This is a genomic window from Telluria sp. ZB4P36, assembly GCF_059685865.1.
On sequence record NZ_JCASIE010000002.1, the window covers coordinates 418,893 to 440,167 of the forward strand.

Below are 21,275 nucleotides of genomic sequence, written 5' to 3' on the forward strand. Positions count from 1 at the left end.
TCGAAAGGAAATGATCATGGCCTCGAAGCAAGGTAAGTCGAAGCAGGGCGGCAGCCCGCAGCAGCAGGGCGGTAACAAGCAGTCGGGTTCGGGCTCGGGCTCCCGCTCGGGTGGGAGCGCCGGCAGCGGCGGCACCCGCGGCGGCACGCCGGAACAGCATGCCGAAGCCGGCCGCCAGAGCCACAAGAACGACAAGAACCGCTGAGCGCACAGCAGGCCTGTCCTGCCCCGACCAGCGCTTGTCGCCCGCCCACCGCTAGTGCGGTGGGCTTTCTTTCGCCCTCAGATATTGCGCAGCATGCCCCCCTTGGGCGGGCGGAAGTCGCGCACGTCGTTGACCAGGCCCGCGGTCTTGGCGTCGCGCGAGTTCAGGTGCAGGTCGGAGTACTGGTGGATGGCCCACTGCTCCGGCGTCAGGTCGACGCACTTGCGCAGGATCGACTCGGTGCGGGCATCGTCGGCACGCAGGCCTTCGACGATGATGTTCAGTGCATCCGGCCGCGAACCGGGCGAGGCCGTCGCATGCGACTTGTGCACCATGAAGCGCGCCGTCTCGCTGCAATAGCGTTCCGACCCCGACAGGTAGAGGATGACCGCGATCGAGGCCACCGCCCCGCCGTTGTACATGATGAACTTGATCGGCGAGTTGGCCAGGAAGTTGTACAGGCAAAGGCCGTCGCTGACGTAGCCGCCATTCGACTGGATCAGCACGTGGGCGGTTTCGATGCCGTCCTCGGTCATCATCGATACCGCATCGAACACACGGTGCACCATGTCGCTGTTGACGTCGCCCGATAGCGTGAACCAGGCTTCTTTCGTTTCCTTGCCATGCTGCTGTGCTTTGTCTTCGCTCATAGTTTTTCCCACTGCAAAGTGTGTAAGACAAGTGTAGCAAAACATGCCCGGAGGCCCGGTCCGACGGTCCGCCAATAGTGCGCGGCAATTCTTTTTGGCAATCGCCAATGCCCCTCGCGGCGGGAGCCGCAGGTTGACACCGAACCAATGCTGGCATATCCTCCACAGTCTTGACCGGGAGAGCGCAGGAACACCTGCCGCCGAAGGGGCACTACCCACAAACTCTCAGGCAAACGGACTGGTCAGGGGGCAGCAGCGCAAGGCGCGGCGGCTCAACTCTGGAGAGCGGCCGCAGCGCGATGCATGCGGCCCACCGAAGGGGCAGGCAGCCACGCTGCTATCTCTCAGGTACCAAGGACAGAGGGGATACAGGCACCCGCGAGGAGTGCGCGCACCCCCTATTCACTGCCCGAGGACCCCATGACGCTCAAAGCGACCCCGCTCAATTCCGCACACCGCTCCCTCGGAGCCAAGATGGTCGACTTCGGCGGCTGGGACATGCCGGTCAACTACGGTTCCCAGATCGAGGAACACAACGCCGTCCGTACCGATGCCGGCATGTTCGACGTCTCGCACATGTGCGTCGTCGACCTGAAGGGCGCCAACGTACGCGCCTTCCTGCGCGGCCTGCTGGCCAACAACGTCGACAAGCTGCAAGTACCGGGCAAGGCGCTTTACTCCGCCATGCTCAACCCGGAAGGCGGCGTGATCGACGACCTGATCGTCTACTACTTCAGCGAAGACTGGTTCCGCCTGGTCGTCAACGCCGGCACCGCCGAGAAGGACGTGGCCTGGATCTCGCAACAGAACGACGCCACCGGTTCCGGCATCAGCATCACCCAGCGCCGTGATGGCAATGATCCGATCGCCCTGGTTGCGGTACAGGGCCCGAACGCCCGCGCCAAGGTCTGGCAGGTGCTGCCGACCACCCAGGCCGCTTCCGAGCCGCTGAAACCCTTCAACGTCGTGATCGTACCAAGCACCCCGTTCGGCGAAGTGATGGTGGCGCGCACCGGCTATACCGGCGAAGACGGCTTCGAGATCGGCGTTTCGGCCAGCCAGGTCGAAGCCCTGTGGAACGCCTTCGTCGCCGCCGGCATCAAGCCGGCCGGCCTGGGCGCGCGCGACACCCTGCGCCTGGAAGCCGGCATGAACCTGTACGGCCAGGACATGGACGATACGGTCAACCCGCTCGACGCCGGCCTGGCCTGGACCGTCGACCTGGTGTCCGAGCGCGACTTCGTCGGCAAGGCCGCCCTGCAGGCCAAGGGCCAGCAGGCGAATTTCGTCGGCCTGATCCTGCGTGAAAAAGGCGGCATCCTGCGCGCCCACCAGAAGGTCATCAGCGCCGCCGGCAACGTGGGCGAGATCACCAGCGGCACCTTCAGCCCGAGCATGCAGCAGGCGATCGCACTGGCGCGCGTGCCGCTGGACGTCGCCATCGGCGACACCGTGCAGGTCGAAATCCGCGACAAGAAACTGGCTGCCAGCGTGGTGAAACTGCCGTTCGTGCGCAACGGCAAAGTTCTCGCTGCCTGATCAAGAAAAACCAACAACACGCTTTATACTACCGCCTCACCCTCTATTGGAGCCTTATATGAACATCCCAACCGACCTGAAATACACCGAGTCCCACGAGTGGGTGCGCCGCGAAGCCGACGGCAGCCTGACCGTCGGCATCACCGAGTACGCACAGGACGCGCTGGGCGACATCGTGTTCGTCGAGCTGCCGCAGGTCGGCAAGGCATTCACCGCAGGCGACGACGCCGCGGTGGTCGAGTCGGTCAAGGCCGCCAGCGACATCTACGCACCGGTCTCGGGCACCGTCACCGCGGTGAACCAGTCGGTCGCCGACGCACCGGACTCGATCAACCAGGATGCCTACGGCGCCTGGCTGTTCAAGCTGGCTCCAAGCGATGCCGGCGCGGTCGACAAGCTGCTGGACGCCGACGCCTACGGCAAAACCACCGGTAACTAACCTGTCGTATGGTGCGCCTTCGGGCGCACCTTTGCTTTATCCGTTCTCCATTCTCCCGGCGCCCCGTCCACGAGACCCCTGCGTCAGCTCTTATTTGGCTTCTACCATGACCCGCTCCAGCCTCACCCAACTCGAAGCGCGCGATTCCTTCATCCCGCGCCACATCGGCCCGTCCGAATCCGAACAGGCAGCCATGCTGTCGACCCTGGGCTACGCCTCGCGCGCCGCCCTGATCGACGCGGTCGTACCTGCGAACATCCGCCGCCAGGACACGATGGACCTGGGACAGTTCGTCGAACCGCGCAGCGAAGAAGAAGCGCTGGCGACCCTGAAGGCGCTCGCTTCCAAGAACAAGGTCATGAAGTCGATGATCGGCCAGGGCTACTACGGCACCCACACCCCGAAGGTCATCCTGCGCAACATCTTCGAGAACCCGGCCTGGTACACCGCCTACACCCCCTACCAGCCAGAGATCTCGCAGGGCCGCCTGGAAGCGATCCTGAACTTCCAGCAGATGATCACCGATCTGACCGGCATGGGCATCGCCAACTCGTCGATGCTGGACGAAGGCACCGCCGCCGCCGAAGCCATGACCCTGCTGCAGCGCGTCGGCAAGTCGTCCTCCAAGGTGTTCTATGTGGCCGACGACGTGCTGCCGCAGACCCTGGAAGTGGTGCAGACCCGCGCCCAGCCGATCGGCGTCGAGGTGCGCGTGATCGCCGCGAGCGAGATCGAGAAACTGGAAGAGAGCTGCTTCGGCGTGCTGCTGCAATACCCGGGCGTGAACGGCGAAGTGCGCGACTACCGCGCCGCCGTCGAGCACCTGCATGCCGCCGGCGCCATGGTAGTGGTCGCCGCCGACCTGCTGGCCCTGACCATGCTGGCCGCGCCGGGCGACTGGGGCGCCGACGTGGTGGTCGGCAACAGCCAGCGCTTCGGCGTGCCGCTCGGTTTCGGCGGCCCGCACGCCGGCTACCTGGCCACCCGCGACGAGTACAAGCGCAGCATGGCCGGCCGCCTGGTCGGCGTCACCGTCGACGCCCAGGGCAACCAGGCCTACCGCCTGGCGCTGCAGACCCGCGAACAGCACATCCGCCGCGAAAAGGCGACCTCGAACATCTGTACCGCCCAGGTGCTGCTGGCCGTGATGGCCGGCATGTACGCGGTCTACCACGGCCCGCAAGGCCTGAAGCAGATCGCCACCCGCGTGCACCGCCAGACCGCGATCCTGGCGCGCGGCCTGCAGCAGCTCGGCGCCGAAGTGCTGAACACGACCTACTTCGACACCCTGACCGTCAAGGGCGACGCGGCCGCGCTGCACGCCGCCGCCGCCAACGCGGGCATCAACCTGCGCCGCATCGACGACGGCCACGTGGGCGTGTCGCTGGACGAAACCACCACCCGCGACGACCTGGCGGCGCTGTTCGCCGTCTTCGGCAACGGCCAGTCGGTCGACAAGGTTGTGGACATTGAGGCGCTGGACGAAGACGTGGCCGACGCCTACCCGGCGGAACTGGCGCGTACCAGTGCCTACCTGACCCACCCGACCTTCAACCGCTACCACGCCGAGCACGAGATGCTGCGCTACCTGCGCGGCCTGGCCGACAAGGACCTGGCGCTGGACCGCACCATGATCCCGCTCGGCTCCTGCACCATGAAGCTGAACGCGACCTCGGAGATGATCCCGGTCACCTGGCCGGAGTTCTCGAACGTCCACCCGTTCGCGCCGGAAGACCAGACCGTCGGCTACCGCGAAATGATCGGCCAGCTGGAAGCCATGCTGTGCGCCGCCACCGGCTATGCCGCGATCTCGCTGCAGCCGAACGCCGGCTCCCAAGGAGAGTACGCGGGCCTGCTCGTTATTCAGAAGTATCATCAAGCGCGCGGCGAAGGCCACCGCAACATCTGCCTGATCCCGTCCTCGGCGCACGGCACCAATCCGGCATCGGCCAGCATGGTCGGCATGAAGGTCGTGGTCACCGCCTGCGACGAGAACGGCAACGTCGACCTGGCCGACCTGAAGGCCAAGGCCGAGCAGTACAGCAAGGACCTGGCCTGCGTCATGGTCACCTACCCGTCGACCCACGGCGTGTTCGAGGAAGGCATCAAGGAACTGTGCGAGATCGTGCACCAGCACGGCGGCCAGGTCTACGTCGACGGCGCCAACATGAACGCCATGGTCGGCGTGGCCGCGCCGGGCGCCTTCGGCGGCGACGTCAGCCACCTGAACCTGCACAAGACCTTCTGCATCCCGCACGGCGGCGGCGGCCCCGGCGTCGGCCCGATCGGCGTGGGCGCCCACCTGGCCCCCTTCCTGCCGAACCAGCTGTCGACCGGCTACGTCCGCAACGAAGCCGGCATCGGCGCGGTCAGCGCGGCGGCCTACGGTTCGGCCTCGATCCTGCCGATCTCGTGGATGTACATCGCGATGATGGGCGCGGAAGGCCTGACCGCGGCGACCGAAGTGGCGATCCTGAACGCCAACTACATCGCACGCCGCCTGGCCCCGCACTACCCGGTGCTGTACACCGGCCACGACGGCCTGGTCGCGCACGAGTGCATCATCGACCTGCGCCCGCTGCAGGACAAGACCGGCATCTCGAACGAAGACGTGGCCAAGCGCCTGATGGACTTCGGCTTCCACGCCCCGACCATGAGCTTCCCGGTGCCGGGCACGCTGATGATCGAGCCGACCGAGTCGGAATCGAAGGCGGAGCTGGACCGTTTCATCGAAGCGATGATCACCATCCACGCCGAGATCGTGAAGGTCGAGCGCGGCGAGTACGACAAGATGGACAACCCGCTCAAGGGCGCCCCGCACACCGCCGAAGTGGTGACCGCCGACGACTGGCAGCACACCTACTCGCGCGAAGTGGCGGCCTTCCCGGTGGCCTCGCTGCGCAAGAAGAAGTACTGGCCGCCGGTCGGACGCGCGGACAACGTCTACGGCGACCGTAACCTGTTCTGCGGTTGCGCGCCGATCAGCGACTACGAGTAATAGCGGATTACTTGCGGCTCGACGCGAGCCGCAAGTGCGAACGCTCGTGACGGCGGCGTTCCCTGGGGAGATCCCGGGGAACGCCGCTTTCTTTTTGTTCCGGCTCGATCTTCACCGGCTGTGCTTCCGGTTCGCCCAGGCGGAAAGCCGCCACCGTGCGCGACAGCGCCAGCGCCTGCATCTGGAGGGTGCGCGCCGCGGCCGCGGCTTCCTCGACCAGGGCGCAGTTCTGCTGGGTGACTTCGTCCATGCGCACCACCGCCTGGTTGACCTCGGCCAGGCTGCCGGCCTGCCCGGCGCTGGCGCTGCCGATGCGGCCGGCCACGTCTTCCATCTCGCGCGCCGCGCCGGCGGCGTCGAGGATGCTGGCGCCGGCCTGGGCCGCCCAGGCCGCGCAGCCTTCGATCTCGGCGACCGAACGCGCCGCCAGTTCGCGCACCTCGCGCGCCGCTCCCGCCGCGCGCTGGGCCAGTGCCCTCACCTCGCCCGCGGCTTCGGCGAAATCCCGTGCATGACCGGCGTCGTGCGCGCCACTGCGGGCGGCGTTCAGCGCCAGCGCCCCGGCTTCGCTGGCGAGGGCGTCGATCGCCGCCGCAACCTCCGCCGCGCGCGCCGCGCCTTCCCGGACCCTGGCCAAGGTCGCCGCCATCCGCTCGACGGTCTGGCCGCCCTCCTGGGCGCTGTGCGAGGCCGACTGCGCCAGCCGGTTCGCGGCCAGCGCGCCGGTGGCCGCCACGGTGACGGTTTCGGCCAGCCGCCGCATGCTCAGCGCCGTGTCTTCCAGCGAGTGGCTGCGGAACACGGCGCGGCTGTGCATGCTGAGGTTGCCGAGGCTGATGTCGCGCGAGGCGCTGCCGATGCTGCGCGCCGATTCCAGCACCGTGCGCAGGGTGCCGTTCAGGTTGCGGATGCCGGCGTCGAGGGCGCGCGAGGTTTCGCCGATCTCGTCGTCGCCGTAGACCCGCTCGCCGACCGTCAGGTCGCCGCTGGCCAGCCCCAGCGCCGCCGCGCCGATGCCGCGGATCTCCAGCAGCAGCGCACGCCGTACCGCCATCGTGATGGCCAGCGACACCGCGACCGCCAGCAGCACCACGAAGGGCATCAGGCCCGAGGTGATGCGGAAGTCGGCGGCGGCGTCGCTCGACGCCTGTTCGGACAGTTCGCGCTCGAGTTTCCCCAGCACGGCCATGCGCTCCACCAGCACCGAGAACGCGGCTTCGGGCTTGACCATGGCGTTCGCGCCGATGCTCTGGTCGGCATGCGCCAGCTCGACCACCTCGCGCGCCGCGCGCACGTACAGCCGGTGCGCCTGGGCAGCCGCCTCGACGTTGCGCCGCTCGGCGCTGCCGGCCGCGGTCTGCTGTACCAGCACCCCGAAGGCGCGCTCGATGCTGCCGTGCTGGCGGTGGATGTCGCCGATCAGGAGCGCGATGCGGGGCCGCGAAAAGCTGCTGCCCAGCCAGCTGAGCAGCTTGTAGGTGTCGGCGTGCACGCGCTGGGCCTGGGCCACCAGTTCGCTGGCGCTGCGCATCTGCACCGCGCGCGCACCGACGATGGCCTGCAGCGACTGGTGCTGGCGCACCATGGCATACCAGGCGCCGCTCGAGAGCAGGATCAGCAGCAGCAGGACGACGCCGGGTGCGAGCAGCAGCTTGGGACCGATCTTCAGTCGCGACAGCATGATGCCTCCCTCGTTGAATACGTGTTATTTCCTAGACGCATTCAACGAATCTACGCGCTTCAATCTCGGGGGATTTTGCGTCCGCTCAGACCGCCAGCCATCTTGGCGGGGAACCAACTTACCAATTTGATATAGTTGGCAGGCAGGCACGCTGTATTCTCTCGCTCGACCTGAATATGCAGTCACGACAAGGAACACGCATGAACGCCAAGGGCATCGTTTTTGCCGCAGCACTCCTTTTCATCGGCAGCGCGCAGGCGTAATCGGCCGATGCGCTATGAGCCCGTCTACGGCGGGAATGAAACGGCCAATCCCAACGACCGCCAGTTCCAGGGCTTCCGCACCGACCCCAGGCTGGTGATCGGCTATGCCTGCAACAAGTACCTGGCGGTGGAGACCGGTGATTCCGACCTGCGCGACGAGAGCCTCCACAAGATCGATCCGGGTCCGGCGGAATCCGCAGGCGCACTGGGGGATACGGCGCCCTCGGCGCCAGATACAAGCTGAACGACCAGGCGACGCTGAGCGGCGAAGTGCGGACGAATGGCAGCGCCGACAAGTTCCGAGCATCGAACGGCAGTGCGGTGCAGGGAAGCGTCGGCTTCGGCTTTTAAAGTGCGCCGGCGGCCGGCCGGCGCATGAGGAGCGTTACGCCAGCTTGGCCGCGTGCTCGCGGGTAGCGTGGAAGGTCAGCTTGGGCCAGCGCTCCTGGGTCAGGCGCAGGTTGACGCCGGAGGTGGCCAGGAAGGCCAGGTTGCCGGCGGCGTCGTAGGCGACCTGGTGACCGAGCTGGTTTTCGAAGTCCGACAGCGACTTCTTGTCTTCGCTCGACACCCAGCGCGCGCTGCTGATGCTGCTGCCCTCGAACACGGCGTCGACGCCGTATTCGTTCAGCAGGCGGCTCGCCACGACCTCGAACTGCAGCACGCCGACCGCGCCCAGGATCAGGTCCGAACCCAGCACCGGCTTGAACACCTGCACCGCGCCTTCTTCGCCGAGCTGCTGCAGGCCCTTGTGGAGCTGCTTCATCTTCAGCGGATTACGGATGCGCACCGTGCGGAACAGGTCGGGAGCGAAGTACGGGATGCCGGTGAAGGTCAGCAGCTCGCCTTCCGAGAAGCTGTCGCCGATCTGCATGTTGCCGTGGTTCGGCAGGCCGATGATGTCGCCGGCGTAGGCTTCTTCGACCTGTTCGCGGCTGGACGCCATGAAGGTGACCACCGAGGACAGCTTGACGTCGCGGCCCAGGCGCAGGTGCTTGACCTTCATGCCCTTCTCGAATCGGCCCGAGCACACGCGCAGGAAAGCGATGCGGTCGCGGTGGGCCGGGTCCATGTTGGCCTGGATCTTGAAGACGAAGCCCGAGAACGGCGCTTCTTCCGGCTTCACGGCGCGCACGGTGGCGTCGCGCTCGCGCGGGGCCGGGGCCCAGTCGACCAGGGCCGACAGGATCTCGCGCACGCCGAAGTTGTTGATCGCCGAGCCGAAGAACACCGGGGTCTGCACGCCCGCCAGGAAGCGCTCCAGGTCGAACACGTGCGAAGCGCCGTGCACCAGCTCCACCTCCATCTTGAGCTGCTCGATCTCGAGCGGGAACATCTCGGCCAGCTTCGGGTTATCGATGCCCTTGACGATCTCGAACGCGCCGTCGGCCTTCTCTTCGCCGGCCTTGAACAGCATGATCTCGTCCTTCAGCAGGTGGTACACGCCGCGGAAGTTCTTGCCCATGCCGATCGGCCAGGTCACCGGCGCGCACTCGATCTTCAGCACCGACTCGACTTCGTCCAGCAGTTCCAGCGGATCGCGGGTTTCGCGGTCCATCTTGTTCATGAAGGTGACGATCGGGGTGGCGCGCATGCGGCAGACGTCGAGCAGCTTGATGGTCTGCTCTTCCACGCCCTTGGCCGCGTCGATCACCATCAGGGCCGAATCGACCGCGGTCAGCACGCGGTAGGTGTCTTCCGAGAAGTCCTGGTGGCCCGGGGTGTCGAGCAGGTTCACCACGTGGTCGCGGAACTCGAACTGCATCACCGAGGACGCGACCGAGATGCCGCGCTGCTTCTCGATGTCCATCCAGTCCGAGGTGGCATGGCGGCCGCTCTTGCGGCCCTTGACGGTGCCGGCAAGCTGGATCGCGCCCGAGAACAGGAGCAGCTTCTCGGTCAGGGTGGTTTTACCGGCGTCGGGGTGGGAAATGATGCCGAAGGTGCGGCGGCGCGCGACTTCACGCGCGATCACGGCGGCCGGCTTGGCCGCTTGTGCTTCCGGGCTTGCTTCTGGGTTTGCTGCGCTATCGGTGGACATGGTCTCGGCCAATTCGGATTCTGCAAAACCCGCGATTTTACCGGGTACGGAGCCCCTTGTGTGGACGGCGCGCATCACACCGGGTCCCGATCGATGCTTTTGTCAGCCTTTTGTCAGCTCCAGTTCAGCAAACTGACAGCTTCATTGTTTATACTGGGCAACATTTTACAGTTCCGTGAGGAAACCATGTTCGCTCACCTGCCCTCTTCACCCCAGCGCCAGCGCGGCTTCACCCTGATCGAACTGATGGTGACGGTTGCCATCATCGGTATCCTGGCGGCGATCGCCCTGCCCTCCTACAGCCAGTACGTCGCGCGCGGCAACCGCGCCGCCGCCCAGGCCTACCTGATGGAGCTGAGCCAGGCCGAGGCCCAGTTCATGGCCGATACGCGCAGCTACAGCAACGACCTGCAGGAGCTGAAGATGCCGACCCCTGCGGCTGTCGCCGCCAAGTACAAAATCGAGATCGTGCTGGTCGAGGGCCCGCCGCAGGGCTACACCATCACCGCCAGCCCGCTGCCCGGTTCCACCCAGCTGAGCGACGGCTCCCTGAGCATCAACCAGGCCGGCACCCGCACGCCGAGCAGCAAATGGTAGATCCACGGCAGCGCGGCGTCACCCTGCCGGAGCTGATGACCGTGCTGGCCATCATGGCCATCCTCGCCGCGCTGGCGGCGCCCGCCTACAGCGGTTTCGTCGCCGCGCTACGCCTGCGCAGCGCCGGCAGCGACCTCCACGTCGCCCTCAACATGGCACGCAGCGAGGCAATCAAGCGCAACGCCGAGGTGAGCCTGCAACGCGCCGGCAGCGCCTGGCAGGCGGGCTGGCGCATTCCGGCGCCCGGCGGCTCCAGCCGCCTGCTGCACGACCACCCGGCCGTCATTGGCGTGAGCATCACCGGCCCCGCCAGCGTCACCTACCTGCCCAACGGCCGCACCAAGGGCACCGATCTGCCTGCATTCGGCCTTGCCCCCGCGACCGGGAGCGAACGGCGCTGCGTGACGGTCGACCTGTCCGGGCGCCCGAACCAGACCAAGTCCACCTGCTGATCCCATGACACCCATGCGCCCCCCACTACCCCCGACGACGCTGCGCGCCCGCGGCGTGAGCCTGATCGAAGTCCTGGTCACGATGGTCGTGCTTGCATTCGGCCTGCTGGGCCTGGCGGCCTTCCAGGCCAAGGCCCACGTCGGCACGATCGAGTCCTACCAGCGCGCCCAGGCCGCGGTCCTGCTGCAGGACATGCAGTCTCGCCTGTCCGGCAACAGCGCCAAGGCCGCCGACTACGTCACCACCACGCCGCTTGGCACCAGCAGCACGATCGGCAGCGACTGCGCGCTGGCGGCGGCCGGCAGTGCCCGCGACCTGTGCGAGTGGAGCGCGGCCCTGAAGGGCGCGGCCGAACAGCGCGACGGCAAGAACACCGGTGCGATGCAGGGTGCGCGCGGCTGCATCGAAGAGGTACGCGCCAGGAACGAAGCGGCCGGCGTCTGCACCCCGGCCGTCTACCTCGTCACCGTAGCCTGGCAGGGCATGCACCCGACCCGCGCGCCGTCCCAGGCCTGCGGCCGCAACCAGTACGGCGCGGACACCCACCGCCGGGTCGTGTCGGCGCGTGTCGCGGTCGGCCTGCCGAGCTGCACCTGATTAGCCGGAGCACAGCATGCGACACCCACCCTCCCTGCCCCGCGCACGCGGCTTTTCGCTGGCCGAACTGATGATCGCCACGGCCATCGGCCTGAGCATCCTGGCGGCCCTGTCCACGATGTTCGTGAAGAATACCCGCGCCCAGCAGGAGATCGAAAAATCCCACCGCCAGGTGGAGAACGGCCGCTACGCGATCGACCTGCTGACCGTGGACTTGCGCAACGCCGGCTACTACGCCGAGTTCGACCCGACCGTACTGGCCAGTCCGGCCGCGCTGCCGGCCCTGTGCGCCGCCAACCTGGATGGCCTGAAGGCCGGCCTGGTGCTGCCGGTGCAGGGCCTGGACGATGGCGCCGCGCTGCCCGCCTGCCTGAGCGACCTGCGCCAGGGCACCGACGTGCTGCTGGTGCGCCGCACCGCCACCTGCGTGGCCGGGGTCGGCAACTGCGCCCCGGTCTCCAGCGGCGGCCCCTTCTTCCAGGCCTCGCTGTGCAACAACGCCACCGAACTCGATTCCCCGAACGTGGCCGACTTCTATGCGCTCAGCCTGTCGAACGTCAACCTGAACCGGCACCAGCGCGACTGCAGCCCGGTGGCCAACAGCGGCACCCTGGCCGCGGTGCGCCGCTACCACACCCATGTCTATTACATCGCCAACAACAACCGTGCCGGCGACGGCATCCCGACCCTGAAGCGCCTCGAGCTGGGCAGCACCGGCGAAGCGCCGACCTGGACGCCCGTGGCGCTGGCCGAAGGCATCGAGAACCTGCAGGTCGAGTACGGCCTGGACCTGGCCAAGGACGGCGTGGCCGACCGCAGCGCGGCAGATCCTGCCAGCCTCGACGGCTGCACGGCGGCCGCCTGCGCCGTTGCGAACTGGCGCAGCGCGGTCGCGGTGCGGGTTCACATCCTGGCGCGCAATACCGAGGCGACCCTGGGCCATAAAGACCTCAAGACCTTTACCCTGGGCCTGGACGCGGACGGCGCGGCCCACACCATCGCCGCCGCCAACGACGGCTACAAGCGCCACGTGTTCCAGACCCTGGTGGCGCTGCCCAACCCGGCCGGCCGGAGACTGCCATGACCCATTCCATGAAATATGCCCGCCGGCAGCGCGGCGTGACCCTGATCACCGCCCTGGTGCTGCTGGTGCTGCTGACTCTGGTCGCACTGACCACCTTCAACCTCGGCAAGTCGAACCTGCAAATCGTCAGCAACATGCAGCAACGCGACGAAGCCGCCGCGGCGGCCCGCGAAGTCATCGAGGAAGCGATCAGCAACACCCGCTTCACCACGACGCCGGACCATGTGATCGCCAATCCCTGCGGCGCCGCCAACCAGCGCTGCGTCGACACCAATGGCGACGGCAAGGACGACGTGCGGGTGAAGATCACCCCGCGCCCGAAATGCGTGAAGGCGCCCGTGATCAAGAACACGGCGCTCGACCTGGCCAAGGTCGAAGACCAGGTGTGCAGCATGGGCAGCGCGCAGAGCTTCGGCGTGGCCGGCGCCGTCGACGGCAACTCGGCCTGCGCCGACAGTATCTGGGAAATCCACGCCGAGGCCACCGACATCGAGACCGAGGCCCAGGTGCAAGTCACCCAGGGCGTGGGCGTGCGCGTGGCGCGCGATGACGTCACCAATAATTGTCCGACCACCTGACCGGAGGATCCAACCCATGTTACGCACCACGCGCTTCCCCCTCCGCCTGTCTCTCCTCGCCCTGTCCGGCGCGCTCGCCACACTGGCCCTGCCGGCCGGGGCCGACGACATCGACATCTTCACCGGCGCCTCGGCCGGCGCCAACATCAACCCGCGCATCCTGATCGTGCTCGACAACACCTCGAACTGGGCGCGCCAGAACCAGAAATGGCCGGGCGGTGCAAGCCAGGGCCAGGCGGAAGCGAACGCGATCAAGCGCGTCCTGGCCGAACTCGACAGCTCAGTGAGCCTCGGCCTGATGGAGTTCGTCACCGGCGGCAACGCCAACCAGGACGGCGGCTTCGTCCGCTATGCGATCCGTCCGATGAACACGGACAACAAGGCCGCCTTCAGCACCCAGCTGACCACGATCTACAACAACATCAACAGCCCGGACGAGAAGCGCAATTCGAACACCCCGTACGGCAACCTGATGTACGACGTGTACAACTACTTCGCGGGCGAAAGCGCCTATTCGCCGTCCGCAGTGGTCGCGAGCAAGGCCGACAGCGGCGGCTACACCACCACCTACAGCCGCTTCAAGTCGCCCCTGACGGCGGACAACCTGTGCGGCAAGACCTTCGTCATCTTCATCGGCAATCCGAATTCCAGCGGCCCGTCCTCGGACACCTCGGCCAACACGACGCTGCTCAACACCCTCAACGGCGCGCCCGTGACCCAGCTCGGCCTGCCGAATTTCAGCAGCCAGAGCGTCAGCACCCCGACCACGATCGGCACCACGGCCGCATGCTATGCCAGTCCCACCGCGGCCGCGGCGGCCCTGCCGAACTTCAGCGCCACCTGCACCGGCTATACCGACGGCTGCAAGATCGGCAACGCCGTGCCCAGCGACGCCGGCGTCTGCACCGCCGGCAACAGCCAGTACAGCGTGGTCGCGACCGACACCATCATCACCAATGTGCCGACCGGCAGCTTCAGCAGCGACACCGGCCCGCGCAACGCCGACGAATGGGCGCGCCTGCTGTACGGCCGCGGCGTGTCCATGCCGAACAGCACGATCCGCCCGAACGTGACGACCTATACCATCGACGTCTACAACGCCCAGCAGAACGGCGAGCACACCTCGCTGATGCTGAGCATGGCGCGCGCCGGCGGGGGCAAGTACTTCGCCGCCAAGAACGAAGAAGCCATCGTCGACGCCCTGAAGGAAATCCTGGTCGAGATCCAGGCGGTGAACACCACCTTCGCTTCCACCAGCCTGCCGGTCAACGCGACCAACCGTTCGCAGAACGAGAACCAGGTCTTCATCGGCATGTTCCGCCCCGACCCGGACGCCAAGCCGCGCTGGTTCGGCAACCTCAAGCGCTACCAGCTGATCGACAACAAGGGGAGCATCGACCTCGGCGACGCCGCCGGCAAGGTGGCGGTGAACCCGGTGACCGGCTTCGTGACCCCGTGCGCGACCAGCTACTGGAGCAGCAACAGCGGCACCTACTGGAGCGGCCTGGGCCTGTCGCCCGATCCGGCCGGCACCTGCAGCACCAGCGCCTTCGACAAATATTCGGATGCGCCCGACGGCCCCTTCGTGGAAAAGGGCGCGGCCGCGCAGATCCTGCGCCAGGGCAATGCCCCGTCTGGCACCACCACCTCGCACACCGTCAACCGTACCGTGCTGACCCACGTGAGCGGCACCGGCCTGACCGCGCTGACCTCGGCCAACAGCGGCATGGACACCAACCTGGTCAAGTTCATCCGCGGCGAGGACACCAACAATGAAAAAGGCGGCGGCCCGGCGAACACCACGCGGCCCTCGATCCACGGCGATGTCATCCACTCGCGCCCCCTGCCGGTCAACTACGGCGCCGACAAGGGCGGCGTCACCGTGTTCTACGGCGCCAACGACGGCACCCTGCGCGCGCTGAACGCCGCCACCGGCGTCGAACGCTGGGCCTTCGTGGCGCCCGAATTCTTCCCGCGCCTGTCGCGCCTGAAGACGAACACGCCGCTGGTAGCCTATCCGAACATGCCTGCCCTGGACATTGCCCCTACCCGCAAGGACTATTTCTTCGACGGCTCGACCGGCATCTACCAGGACGCCACCAGTTCCAAGGTCTGGATCTACCCGACCATGCGCCGCGGCGGCCGCATGATCTATGCGCTCGACGTCAGCGATGCCGGCGACCCGAAGTTCAAATGGAAGACGGGCTGCCCGAACCTGAGCAACGACACCGGCTGCACGACCGGCATGGCGGGCATCGGCCAGACCTGGTCGACGCCGAGCGTGGCCTTCATCAAGGGCTACCAGGACGGCAAGAAGCCGGTGGTGGTGGTCGGCGGAGGCTACGACGGCTGCGAGGATGCCGACAGCAAGACGCCCAGCTGCACCGGCACCAAGGGCGGCGTGATCTACATCCTGGACGCCGACACCGGCGCCATCGTGCAAAGCTTCCCGACCACGCGCTCGGTGGCGGCCGACGTCGCCATGGTCGACGTCGACAATGACGCCATGCCCGACTACGCCTATGCGGCCGACACCGGCGGCGGCCTGTACCGGGTCGACTTCATGAACGCGAGCCGCGTCGCCCTGCTGAGCGATGCCTGGATCAGCCGCAAGGTGGCCGAGACCACCGGCGGCGGCCGCAAGTTCCTGTTCGCCCCGGCCCTGCTGCCGGCCCAGGACCACGTCTACGTGGCGATCGGCAGCGGCGACCGCGAGCATCCGCTGGCCAGCCACTATGCGTTCGGCGAGGTCACCAACCGCTTCTACGTCTACAAGGACAGCCTGGCGGCCGGCGCGGGCACGGCGGCGGTCAACCTGGACGGGCTGGAGAACTACAGCGCCACCTCCACCAACACCTGCTCGAACGCCCCGGTCCTGCCTTCCGGCACCCTGCGCGGCTGGTTCATGGACCTGAACGCGAACGGCCAGGGCGAGCAGGTCGTGACCTCGGCCCTGATCGCCGGCGGCATGGTGACCTTCAGCACCAACCGCCCGATTCCGCCCCTGGCCGGCACCTGCTCCACCACGCTCGGCGAAGCACGCGGCTACTGGGTCAACCTGCTAAACGCGGCGGGCGCGATCGGCGTGAACGGTACCTGCGGCGGCCAGCGCTCCTCGGCTTTCGTGGGCGGCGGCCTGCCGCCTTCACCGGTGCTGGCGAACGGCGTGCCGATCGACGGCAAGGCCACCACAGTGGTCATCGGTGCGGTGCAGAAGGGTTCGGACGGCGCGGTCGGCGCCAGCGTGCCGATTTCGCCGCAGCGCATCCGCCCGGCCATCAGCTCCAAGCGCAAGCGTTCCTACAGCTATACCTCCGGCGCCGACTGAGCGGCCGCCGGCCCATCGGGGGGAAAGCGGACCGCGACCCGCAGTCCGCTTGCCCCCGGTCCTTCCCCGAGCTCGACCCCGGCGCCATGCGCGGCGGCGATCTCGCGCACGATCGCCAGGCCCAGGCCGGAGCCCTGGCTGTGCTGGTCCAGGCGCACGAAACGCTGGAACACCTGGGCCCGCTTCTCAAGCGGGATGCCGGGCCCCGAATCCTCGACCGCGAACAGGACGCCGTCCGGCGTGGCGCGGCAATGCACCGTGACCCTGCCCTGCGCCGGGGTATAGCGCAGCGCGTTGTCCACCAGGTTGTCGACCAGGTCGCGCAGCATGTGGCGCTCGCCGCGGATGGGCGCCGGGGCCAGCTCGAAACCGAGATCGATGTCCTTGCGCACCGCCTGTTCGACGAAGGCCTGGACCGACTCGCCCACGACGGCGGACAGGTCGAGCGGCACCAGCCTGGTCTGCTCGAAGCGGTCGGGACCGGCGCGCTCGAGCGAGAGCAGCTGGTTGGCCTGGCGGATCATGCGTTCGTTGGCGTGCAACAACAGCTCGACGGTGCGGACGGTTTCGGGGTCGCCGCGGTGGCGCTGCGCCAGCCATTCCAGCTGCAGGCGCAGCCCGGCAAGCGGCGTGCGCAGCTGGTGGGCGACGTTGGCGCGGAAATCGTCCTGGGCCCTGGCACCGGCCGCGATGCGCCCGAGCAGGGCATTGAAGGCGGCCACCAGCGGGGCCAGTTCGCGCGGCATGCCGCTGTCGTCGAGCGGCGCCAGGTCATGGCTGCCGCGCGCGTCGAGACGGGCGCGCAGGCGTGCCAGCGGGGCCAGCCCGTTGCCGACCGAGAACCACACCAGGCCGACCAGCGCCAGGCTGAACAGTACTTCGAGCAGCACCAGGGCGCGTACGATGGCCGAACGGACCTGGTGGCGCTGGCTCAGGGTGCGCGCCACTCCGACCTCGACCGGGCCGTCACGCCCCGGCACCAGCAGGCTGGCGATGCGCACCGCCTCGCCGTGCATGCGGTCGTCGCGCACCGCTTCCCGAGCTTGACGGGGCGGAAAGGCGGGATCGCCGGCCAGCACCTGTCCCTTCCCGTCGCGCACCACGAACCAGCTGGGGTCCGGCGCGCCGGCCTGCAGCACCTGGGCGGCCGGCAGGTCCAGCCCCATGGCCGGGCTGCCGGGGCGCAGGCGCGCCGCCAGGCCGCCGGCGGCGTCGAGCAGGCCCTGGTCGAAGGCCAGCTGGGCCGGCGTCCAGGCCAGCAGATAGGTCAGGCTGGCGGCCAGCAGGTTGAATACGAGGATGGGCGCGACCAGCCACTTCAGCAGGCGCAGGCGGATGCTGCCCATTCTCCTAAGCGCCCGCTTCGAGCAGGTAGCCGAAGCCGCGGATGGTGCGGATGGCCACGCCGGCGCCCTCGAGTTTCAGGCGCAGGCGCGAGACGTAGACCTCGACCGCGTTGAGGGTCAGGTCATCGCCCCAGGGTGCGATGGCGTCGATGATCTGCTGCTTCGACACCACCCGGCCGGCATGCTGCAGCAGGTATTCGAGCACGCCCCATTCGCGCGCCGACAGCTCGATGGGGCGCTCGCCCACGCGGGCGCGCCGGGTACTGCTGTCGAGGCTGAGGCTGCCCAGGCCGAGCTGGCCCGGCGGCGGCGCCACGCGGCGCGCCAGCGCACGGATGCGCGCCACCAGTTCGGCGCTGGCGAAGGGTTTCACGAGGTAGTCGTCGGCGCCGGCTTCCAGGCCGCGGACCCGGTCTTCGACGGCGTCGCGGGCGGTCAGCAGCAGCACCGGGGTGGTGGCGCCGCGCGCGCGCAGGCGGCGCAGCACTTCGAAGCCGTCGATGCCCGGCAGGCCGATGTCCAGCACCACGACGGTAGGCTGGTTTCCCTGCAGGCGGGCATCGGCTTGGAGGCCGTCGCGCAGCAGTTCGACCTGCATGTCCCGGGCCTGCAAAGTACGCACCAGGCCGTCGGCCAGCACGGCGTCGTCTTCGACCAGCAGCAGGGGTAGGGGCATCGTCGTGTCGGGGGAAGAAGAAAATCACATTATGCGCGAATCGGCCGCATACCAGCCAAATAAGCGTTTCCCCGGCAGAAGAAAAAGCGATGACAGAAGCGCATCTCTCTAGTAGGACTGGGCTGACAAAACAGCCTGCGCCAAGCCTACACAGGTGCGACTGCTAATCTTATGTTCGGCAGCGGACTATAGCTTTAATGTACACACATCGCGATGAGGAAACAAAAACGAGACCTCGGACAATCGCCCCCGACGCACGTTAGAGATAAGAGGACAGAAAATGAACAACACTCAACTTGGTGGTTCGCAGAAGGCCCAGCACAAGCTCCCAGCCACGAGTGAGACTGTGAAAGCCGCGTCCCGCCCCGTTGTCAGCTACAGCGGCACCCAGCAGAATGAATTGCTTGGCGCCCTGCCCCGCCAAGACCTGGAAAGCCTGTTCGAGCACCTGGAACTCGTCCCTCTGCCCTTCGGCAAGGAGTTGTTCGAGTATGGCAGCAAATTGGAATACGTGTATTTCCCGACCACGGCAATCGTGTCGCTGCTGTATGTGATGGAAGATGGCGCCACCACCGAAATCGCGGTGGTCGGTCACGAAGGCGCAGTCGGCGTGTCGCTGTTCATGGGTGAACGCGCCACCTGCAGCGCCGTGGTCCAGAGCGCCGGCTACGGCTACCGCCTGAAAACCCAGTTCCTGCGTGACGCCTTCAACAAGGGCGGCGCCCTGCCCCAGCTGCTGATGCGCTACACCAACGCCCTGTTCGCCCAGATGGCCCAGAACGCCGTCGGCGGCCGCCACAGCTCGATCGAACAGAAACTCTGCCGCTGGCTGCTCGACCGCCTGGACCGTTCGGCCAGCAACGAGCTGAAAGTGACCCAGGAACTCATCTCGATCATGCTGGGTGTGCGCCGCGAAAGCATCACCGCCGCCGCCGGCAAGCTGCAGGACGAAGGCCTGATCCAATATCGCCGAGGCAACATCACGGTGCTCGACCGCGCCGGCCTGGAAGAGTATGCCGGCGAATGCTACAAGGTCGCCAAATCGGAATACGACCGCCTGCTCATGGATGTGGCGCGTTAATTCCTGCAGAAGCACCCACCGGCCTTGCGCCGGTGTCTGATCCACCACCCGACGCCGTCTCCTTCAACAGAGGCGGCGTTGTTGTTTCCAGGGTTTCGCGCAGCGGCGCCGCCGGCATGTTGCCCTCTCCGCCAGGCGCCGCGGCCGGGATCCAGGCGCGCACGCAGGTGCCGATGCCGTTCACGCCGCGTCCCACGTCCAGGCTGCCGCCCAGCAGCAAGGCGCGCTCGCGCATGCCGAGCAGGCCGTGCGACTTCGACTTGGCCATGGCATCCGGCGGAATGCCGATGCCGTCATCGGTGATTTCCAGTTCCCAGCCGTCCGGCTCGCGGGTCAGGTTGACGATCACGGTGCGCGCCTTGGCATACTTGGCGATGTTGTTCAGGGCTTCCTGGGTGATGCGGAACAGCGCGATCGCCTGCATCGGCCCGGCACGGTCGGCCTCGGCATCGACCAGGGTGTCGCAGTCGAGCGCGGTCACGCGGGCATAATCGGCGCAATAACTCTGCAGCGCGGCCGACAGGCCCATGTTGTCCAGCAGGCTGGGACGCAGGTTTTCGATGATGCGGCGCTTGAGCTGGACGGTATCGACCAGGGTCTTGCGCGCCCTGGCCAGCATCGCCACCAGCTCGGGATGCGAGCCCTTGAGTTTCTCGCTGACCGAGCTCATGTCCATGCCGATCGCGGTCAGGTTGGCGCCCATTTCGTCGTGCAGCTCGCGCGCCAGGCGCGACTTTTCTTCTTCCTGTACCCGGATCAGGTGGCGCGACAGCACCGACAACTGCTCGGTGCGCTCGGCCACCACGGCTTCCAGGCTGTCGTTGGTGTTCTGCAGCGCGCGCTCGGCCTCCAGGCGCAGGCCGAAGCTGCGCTGCACCAGGTTATGGAACAGCAGGATCACCAGGATGGCGGCGGCGTTGATGCCGACGCCGAGCAGCACCGTGCGGCGCGTCTGCTCGTAGAAGGCGGCGGTGCGGGTGGCCAGCAGCTCGTTCTGCTCGCGCGTCATGATCACGACCTGCAGGCGGATCTCGTCCATCTGGCCGCGCTCGTCGGTCGCCGCCGAGATGGCGACGATGTCGACCAGCCCACCCTGGCGGTAGACCTCGAGCGACTGGTGCATCAGGCCGAGCTTGCGCTGGACCAGGCTGCGCAGCTGGGCCAGGTTCCTGGATTGCGAAGGATTGTCGGCCAACAGCACGCTGAGCGCGCGCAGCTGGCTGTCGATCTGCTGCGGCGCCGCGTGCAGCGCGCCGAGATTGATTTCAGAACCGGACAGGAAGTAGCCGCGCAAGCCGCTTTCGGCATCGGTCACGAGCAGGTTCAGGTACTGGAGCTCGTCGGTAACGCGGGCGGTCTGGGCCTGCAGCGCGTTCGCCGAGCGCAGGTCGTCGAGGTTGCGTACCAGGAAAACCGCGTTGATGACCAGGATGACCACGCAGGCCACGCACAACAGGGTCTTGGAGAGCGGCAGGCCGCGCAAACGCTTGCCGTCGAAGGCGGTGGAAAAATACATGGGCTTCCTTTCGCGCAACTTATGCCGTCCGCGCGATTATAGTCGCGTTAGCGCGGCAGTGCAGCGCGGGACAAATCCGGACGAAGTTCGTGCTGGACGGTCGGCACGTGCAAGTGTGCGCGTATACGGGGCTGTACGCAACCAGAAATGTTGCGCCGCAATCGGAATATTTTGTAACGTTTGGAAATTTTTAATGCCCCGCA

The 21,275-nt window shown here is 67.2% G+C and carries 18 protein-coding genes and 2 riboswitches; of the genes, 12 read left to right on the forward strand and 6 right to left on the reverse strand.

Going from position 1 to position 21,275, the window contains the following annotated elements; genetic code table 11:
* The first annotated feature begins 16 nt into the window (after positions 1–16).
* Positions 17–205 carry a hypothetical protein gene (locus AC56LK_RS04585; RefSeq protein WP_497183384.1) on the forward strand — a complete coding sequence of 63 codons (189 nt, stop codon included), beginning with the start codon at positions 17–19 and terminating at the stop codon, positions 203–205.
* Positions 206–282: 77 nt separating this feature from the next.
* Here AC56LK_RS04585 and AC56LK_RS04590 read toward each other — a convergent pair whose 3' ends face one another.
* Positions 283–855 carry an ATP-dependent Clp protease proteolytic subunit gene (locus AC56LK_RS04590; RefSeq protein ID WP_497183385.1) on the reverse strand — a complete coding sequence of 191 codons (573 nt, stop codon included), beginning with the start codon at positions 853–855 and terminating at the stop codon, positions 283–285.
* A gap of 165 nt (positions 856–1,020) precedes the next feature.
* A riboswitch (glycine riboswitch) is annotated at positions 1,021–1,106 on the forward strand.
* Positions 1,107–1,123: 17 nt separating this feature from the next.
* Positions 1,124–1,226, forward strand: a riboswitch (glycine riboswitch).
* A 49-nt stretch (positions 1,227–1,275) separates the two neighbouring features.
* Between AC56LK_RS04590 and gcvT the strand changes: the two genes are divergently transcribed.
* The 3 genes from gcvT to gcvP all read left to right on the forward strand — a co-directional run bounded on the left by gcvT (position 1,276) and on the right by gcvP (position 5,831).
* A complete protein-coding gene (gcvT, locus tag AC56LK_RS04595) occupies positions 1,276–2,394 on the forward strand; it encodes a glycine cleavage system aminomethyltransferase GcvT (protein WP_497183386.1) in 1,119 nt (372 codons plus the stop codon).
* Between the two features lie 58 nt (positions 2,395–2,452).
* Entirely contained in the window at positions 2,453–2,833 is a 381-nt protein-coding gene (gene gcvH, locus AC56LK_RS04600) for a glycine cleavage system protein GcvH (protein WP_027865340.1), read from the forward strand.
* A gap of 106 nt (positions 2,834–2,939) precedes the next feature.
* Entirely contained in the window at positions 2,940–5,831 is a 2,892-nt protein-coding gene (gcvP, locus tag AC56LK_RS04605; RefSeq protein WP_497183387.1) for an aminomethyl-transferring glycine dehydrogenase, read from the forward strand.
* Positions 5,832–5,838: 7 nt separating this feature from the next.
* Here gcvP and AC56LK_RS04610 read toward each other — a convergent pair whose 3' ends face one another.
* A complete protein-coding gene (locus AC56LK_RS04610) occupies positions 5,839–7,512 on the reverse strand; it encodes a methyl-accepting chemotaxis protein (RefSeq protein WP_497183388.1) in 1,674 nt (557 codons plus the stop codon).
* Between the two features lie 270 nt (positions 7,513–7,782).
* Here AC56LK_RS04610 and AC56LK_RS04615 point away from each other — a divergent pair, with 270 nt between their 5' ends.
* A complete protein-coding gene (locus tag AC56LK_RS04615) occupies positions 7,783–8,019 on the forward strand; it encodes a hypothetical protein (RefSeq protein ID WP_497183389.1) in 237 nt (78 codons plus the stop codon).
* Positions 8,020–8,160: 141 nt separating this feature from the next.
* Here AC56LK_RS04615 and AC56LK_RS04620 read toward each other — a convergent pair whose 3' ends face one another.
* On the reverse strand, positions 8,161–9,816 hold the full coding sequence (locus AC56LK_RS04620; RefSeq protein WP_497183390.1) for a peptide chain release factor 3: 1,656 nt from the start codon (positions 9,814–9,816) through the stop codon (positions 8,161–8,163).
* Positions 9,817–10,002: 186 nt separating this feature from the next.
* On the opposite strand from AC56LK_RS04620, the gene AC56LK_RS04625 reads away from it, so the two are divergent.
* The 6 genes from AC56LK_RS04625 to AC56LK_RS04650 are packed head-to-tail and all read left to right on the forward strand — an operon-like array spanning position 10,003 to position 16,453.
* Entirely contained in the window at positions 10,003–10,413 is a 411-nt protein-coding gene (locus AC56LK_RS04625; RefSeq protein ID WP_497183391.1) for a type IV pilin protein, read from the forward strand.
* Positions 10,407–10,865 (forward strand): GspH/FimT family pseudopilin, encoded by a 459-nt coding sequence (locus tag AC56LK_RS04630; RefSeq protein ID WP_497183392.1) that lies wholly within the window; start codon positions 10,407–10,409, stop codon positions 10,863–10,865. Before AC56LK_RS04625 ends, AC56LK_RS04630 begins: the two co-directional genes overlap by 7 nt.
* 13 nt (positions 10,866–10,878) lie before the next feature.
* A complete protein-coding gene (pilV, locus tag AC56LK_RS04635; protein ID WP_497183393.1) occupies positions 10,879–11,463 on the forward strand; it encodes a type IV pilus modification protein PilV in 585 nt (194 codons plus the stop codon).
* A gap of 16 nt (positions 11,464–11,479) precedes the next feature.
* Positions 11,480–12,547, forward strand: a complete 1,068-nt coding sequence (locus tag AC56LK_RS04640; protein ID WP_497183394.1) for a PilW family protein — start codon at positions 11,480–11,482, stop codon at positions 12,545–12,547.
* Positions 12,544–13,125 carry a hypothetical protein gene (locus AC56LK_RS04645; RefSeq protein WP_497183395.1) on the forward strand — a complete coding sequence of 194 codons (582 nt, stop codon included), beginning with the start codon at positions 12,544–12,546 and terminating at the stop codon, positions 13,123–13,125. The genes AC56LK_RS04640 and AC56LK_RS04645 overlap by 4 nt, the downstream gene beginning before the upstream one ends.
* A gap of 16 nt (positions 13,126–13,141) precedes the next feature.
* Positions 13,142–16,453, forward strand: coding sequence for a pilus assembly protein (locus tag AC56LK_RS04650; RefSeq protein ID WP_497183396.1), 3,312 nt, complete (start codon positions 13,142–13,144; stop codon positions 16,451–16,453).
* Here AC56LK_RS04650 and AC56LK_RS04655 read toward each other — a convergent pair.
* Positions 16,432–17,799 carry a sensor histidine kinase gene (locus AC56LK_RS04655; protein WP_497183397.1) on the reverse strand — a complete coding sequence of 456 codons (1,368 nt, stop codon included), beginning with the start codon at positions 17,797–17,799 and terminating at the stop codon, positions 16,432–16,434. The two genes, AC56LK_RS04650 and AC56LK_RS04655, sit on opposite strands and share 22 nt — an antisense overlap.
* A gap of 4 nt (positions 17,800–17,803) precedes the next feature.
* Positions 17,804–18,475 carry a response regulator transcription factor gene (locus tag AC56LK_RS04660; protein ID WP_497183398.1) on the reverse strand — a complete coding sequence of 224 codons (672 nt, stop codon included), beginning with the start codon at positions 18,473–18,475 and terminating at the stop codon, positions 17,804–17,806.
* Between the two features lie 280 nt (positions 18,476–18,755).
* Here AC56LK_RS04660 and AC56LK_RS04665 point away from each other — a divergent pair, with 280 nt between their 5' ends.
* A complete protein-coding gene (locus tag AC56LK_RS04665; RefSeq protein WP_497183399.1) occupies positions 18,756–19,556 on the forward strand; it encodes a Crp/Fnr family transcriptional regulator in 801 nt (266 codons plus the stop codon).
* Here the strand turns inward: AC56LK_RS04665 and AC56LK_RS04670 are convergent.
* Positions 19,537–21,072 carry a sensor histidine kinase gene (locus tag AC56LK_RS04670; RefSeq protein WP_497183400.1) on the reverse strand — a complete coding sequence of 512 codons (1,536 nt, stop codon included), beginning with the start codon at positions 21,070–21,072 and terminating at the stop codon, positions 19,537–19,539. The genes AC56LK_RS04665 and AC56LK_RS04670 overlap by 20 nt on opposite strands.
* Between the last annotated feature and the right edge of the window lie 203 nt (positions 21,073–21,275).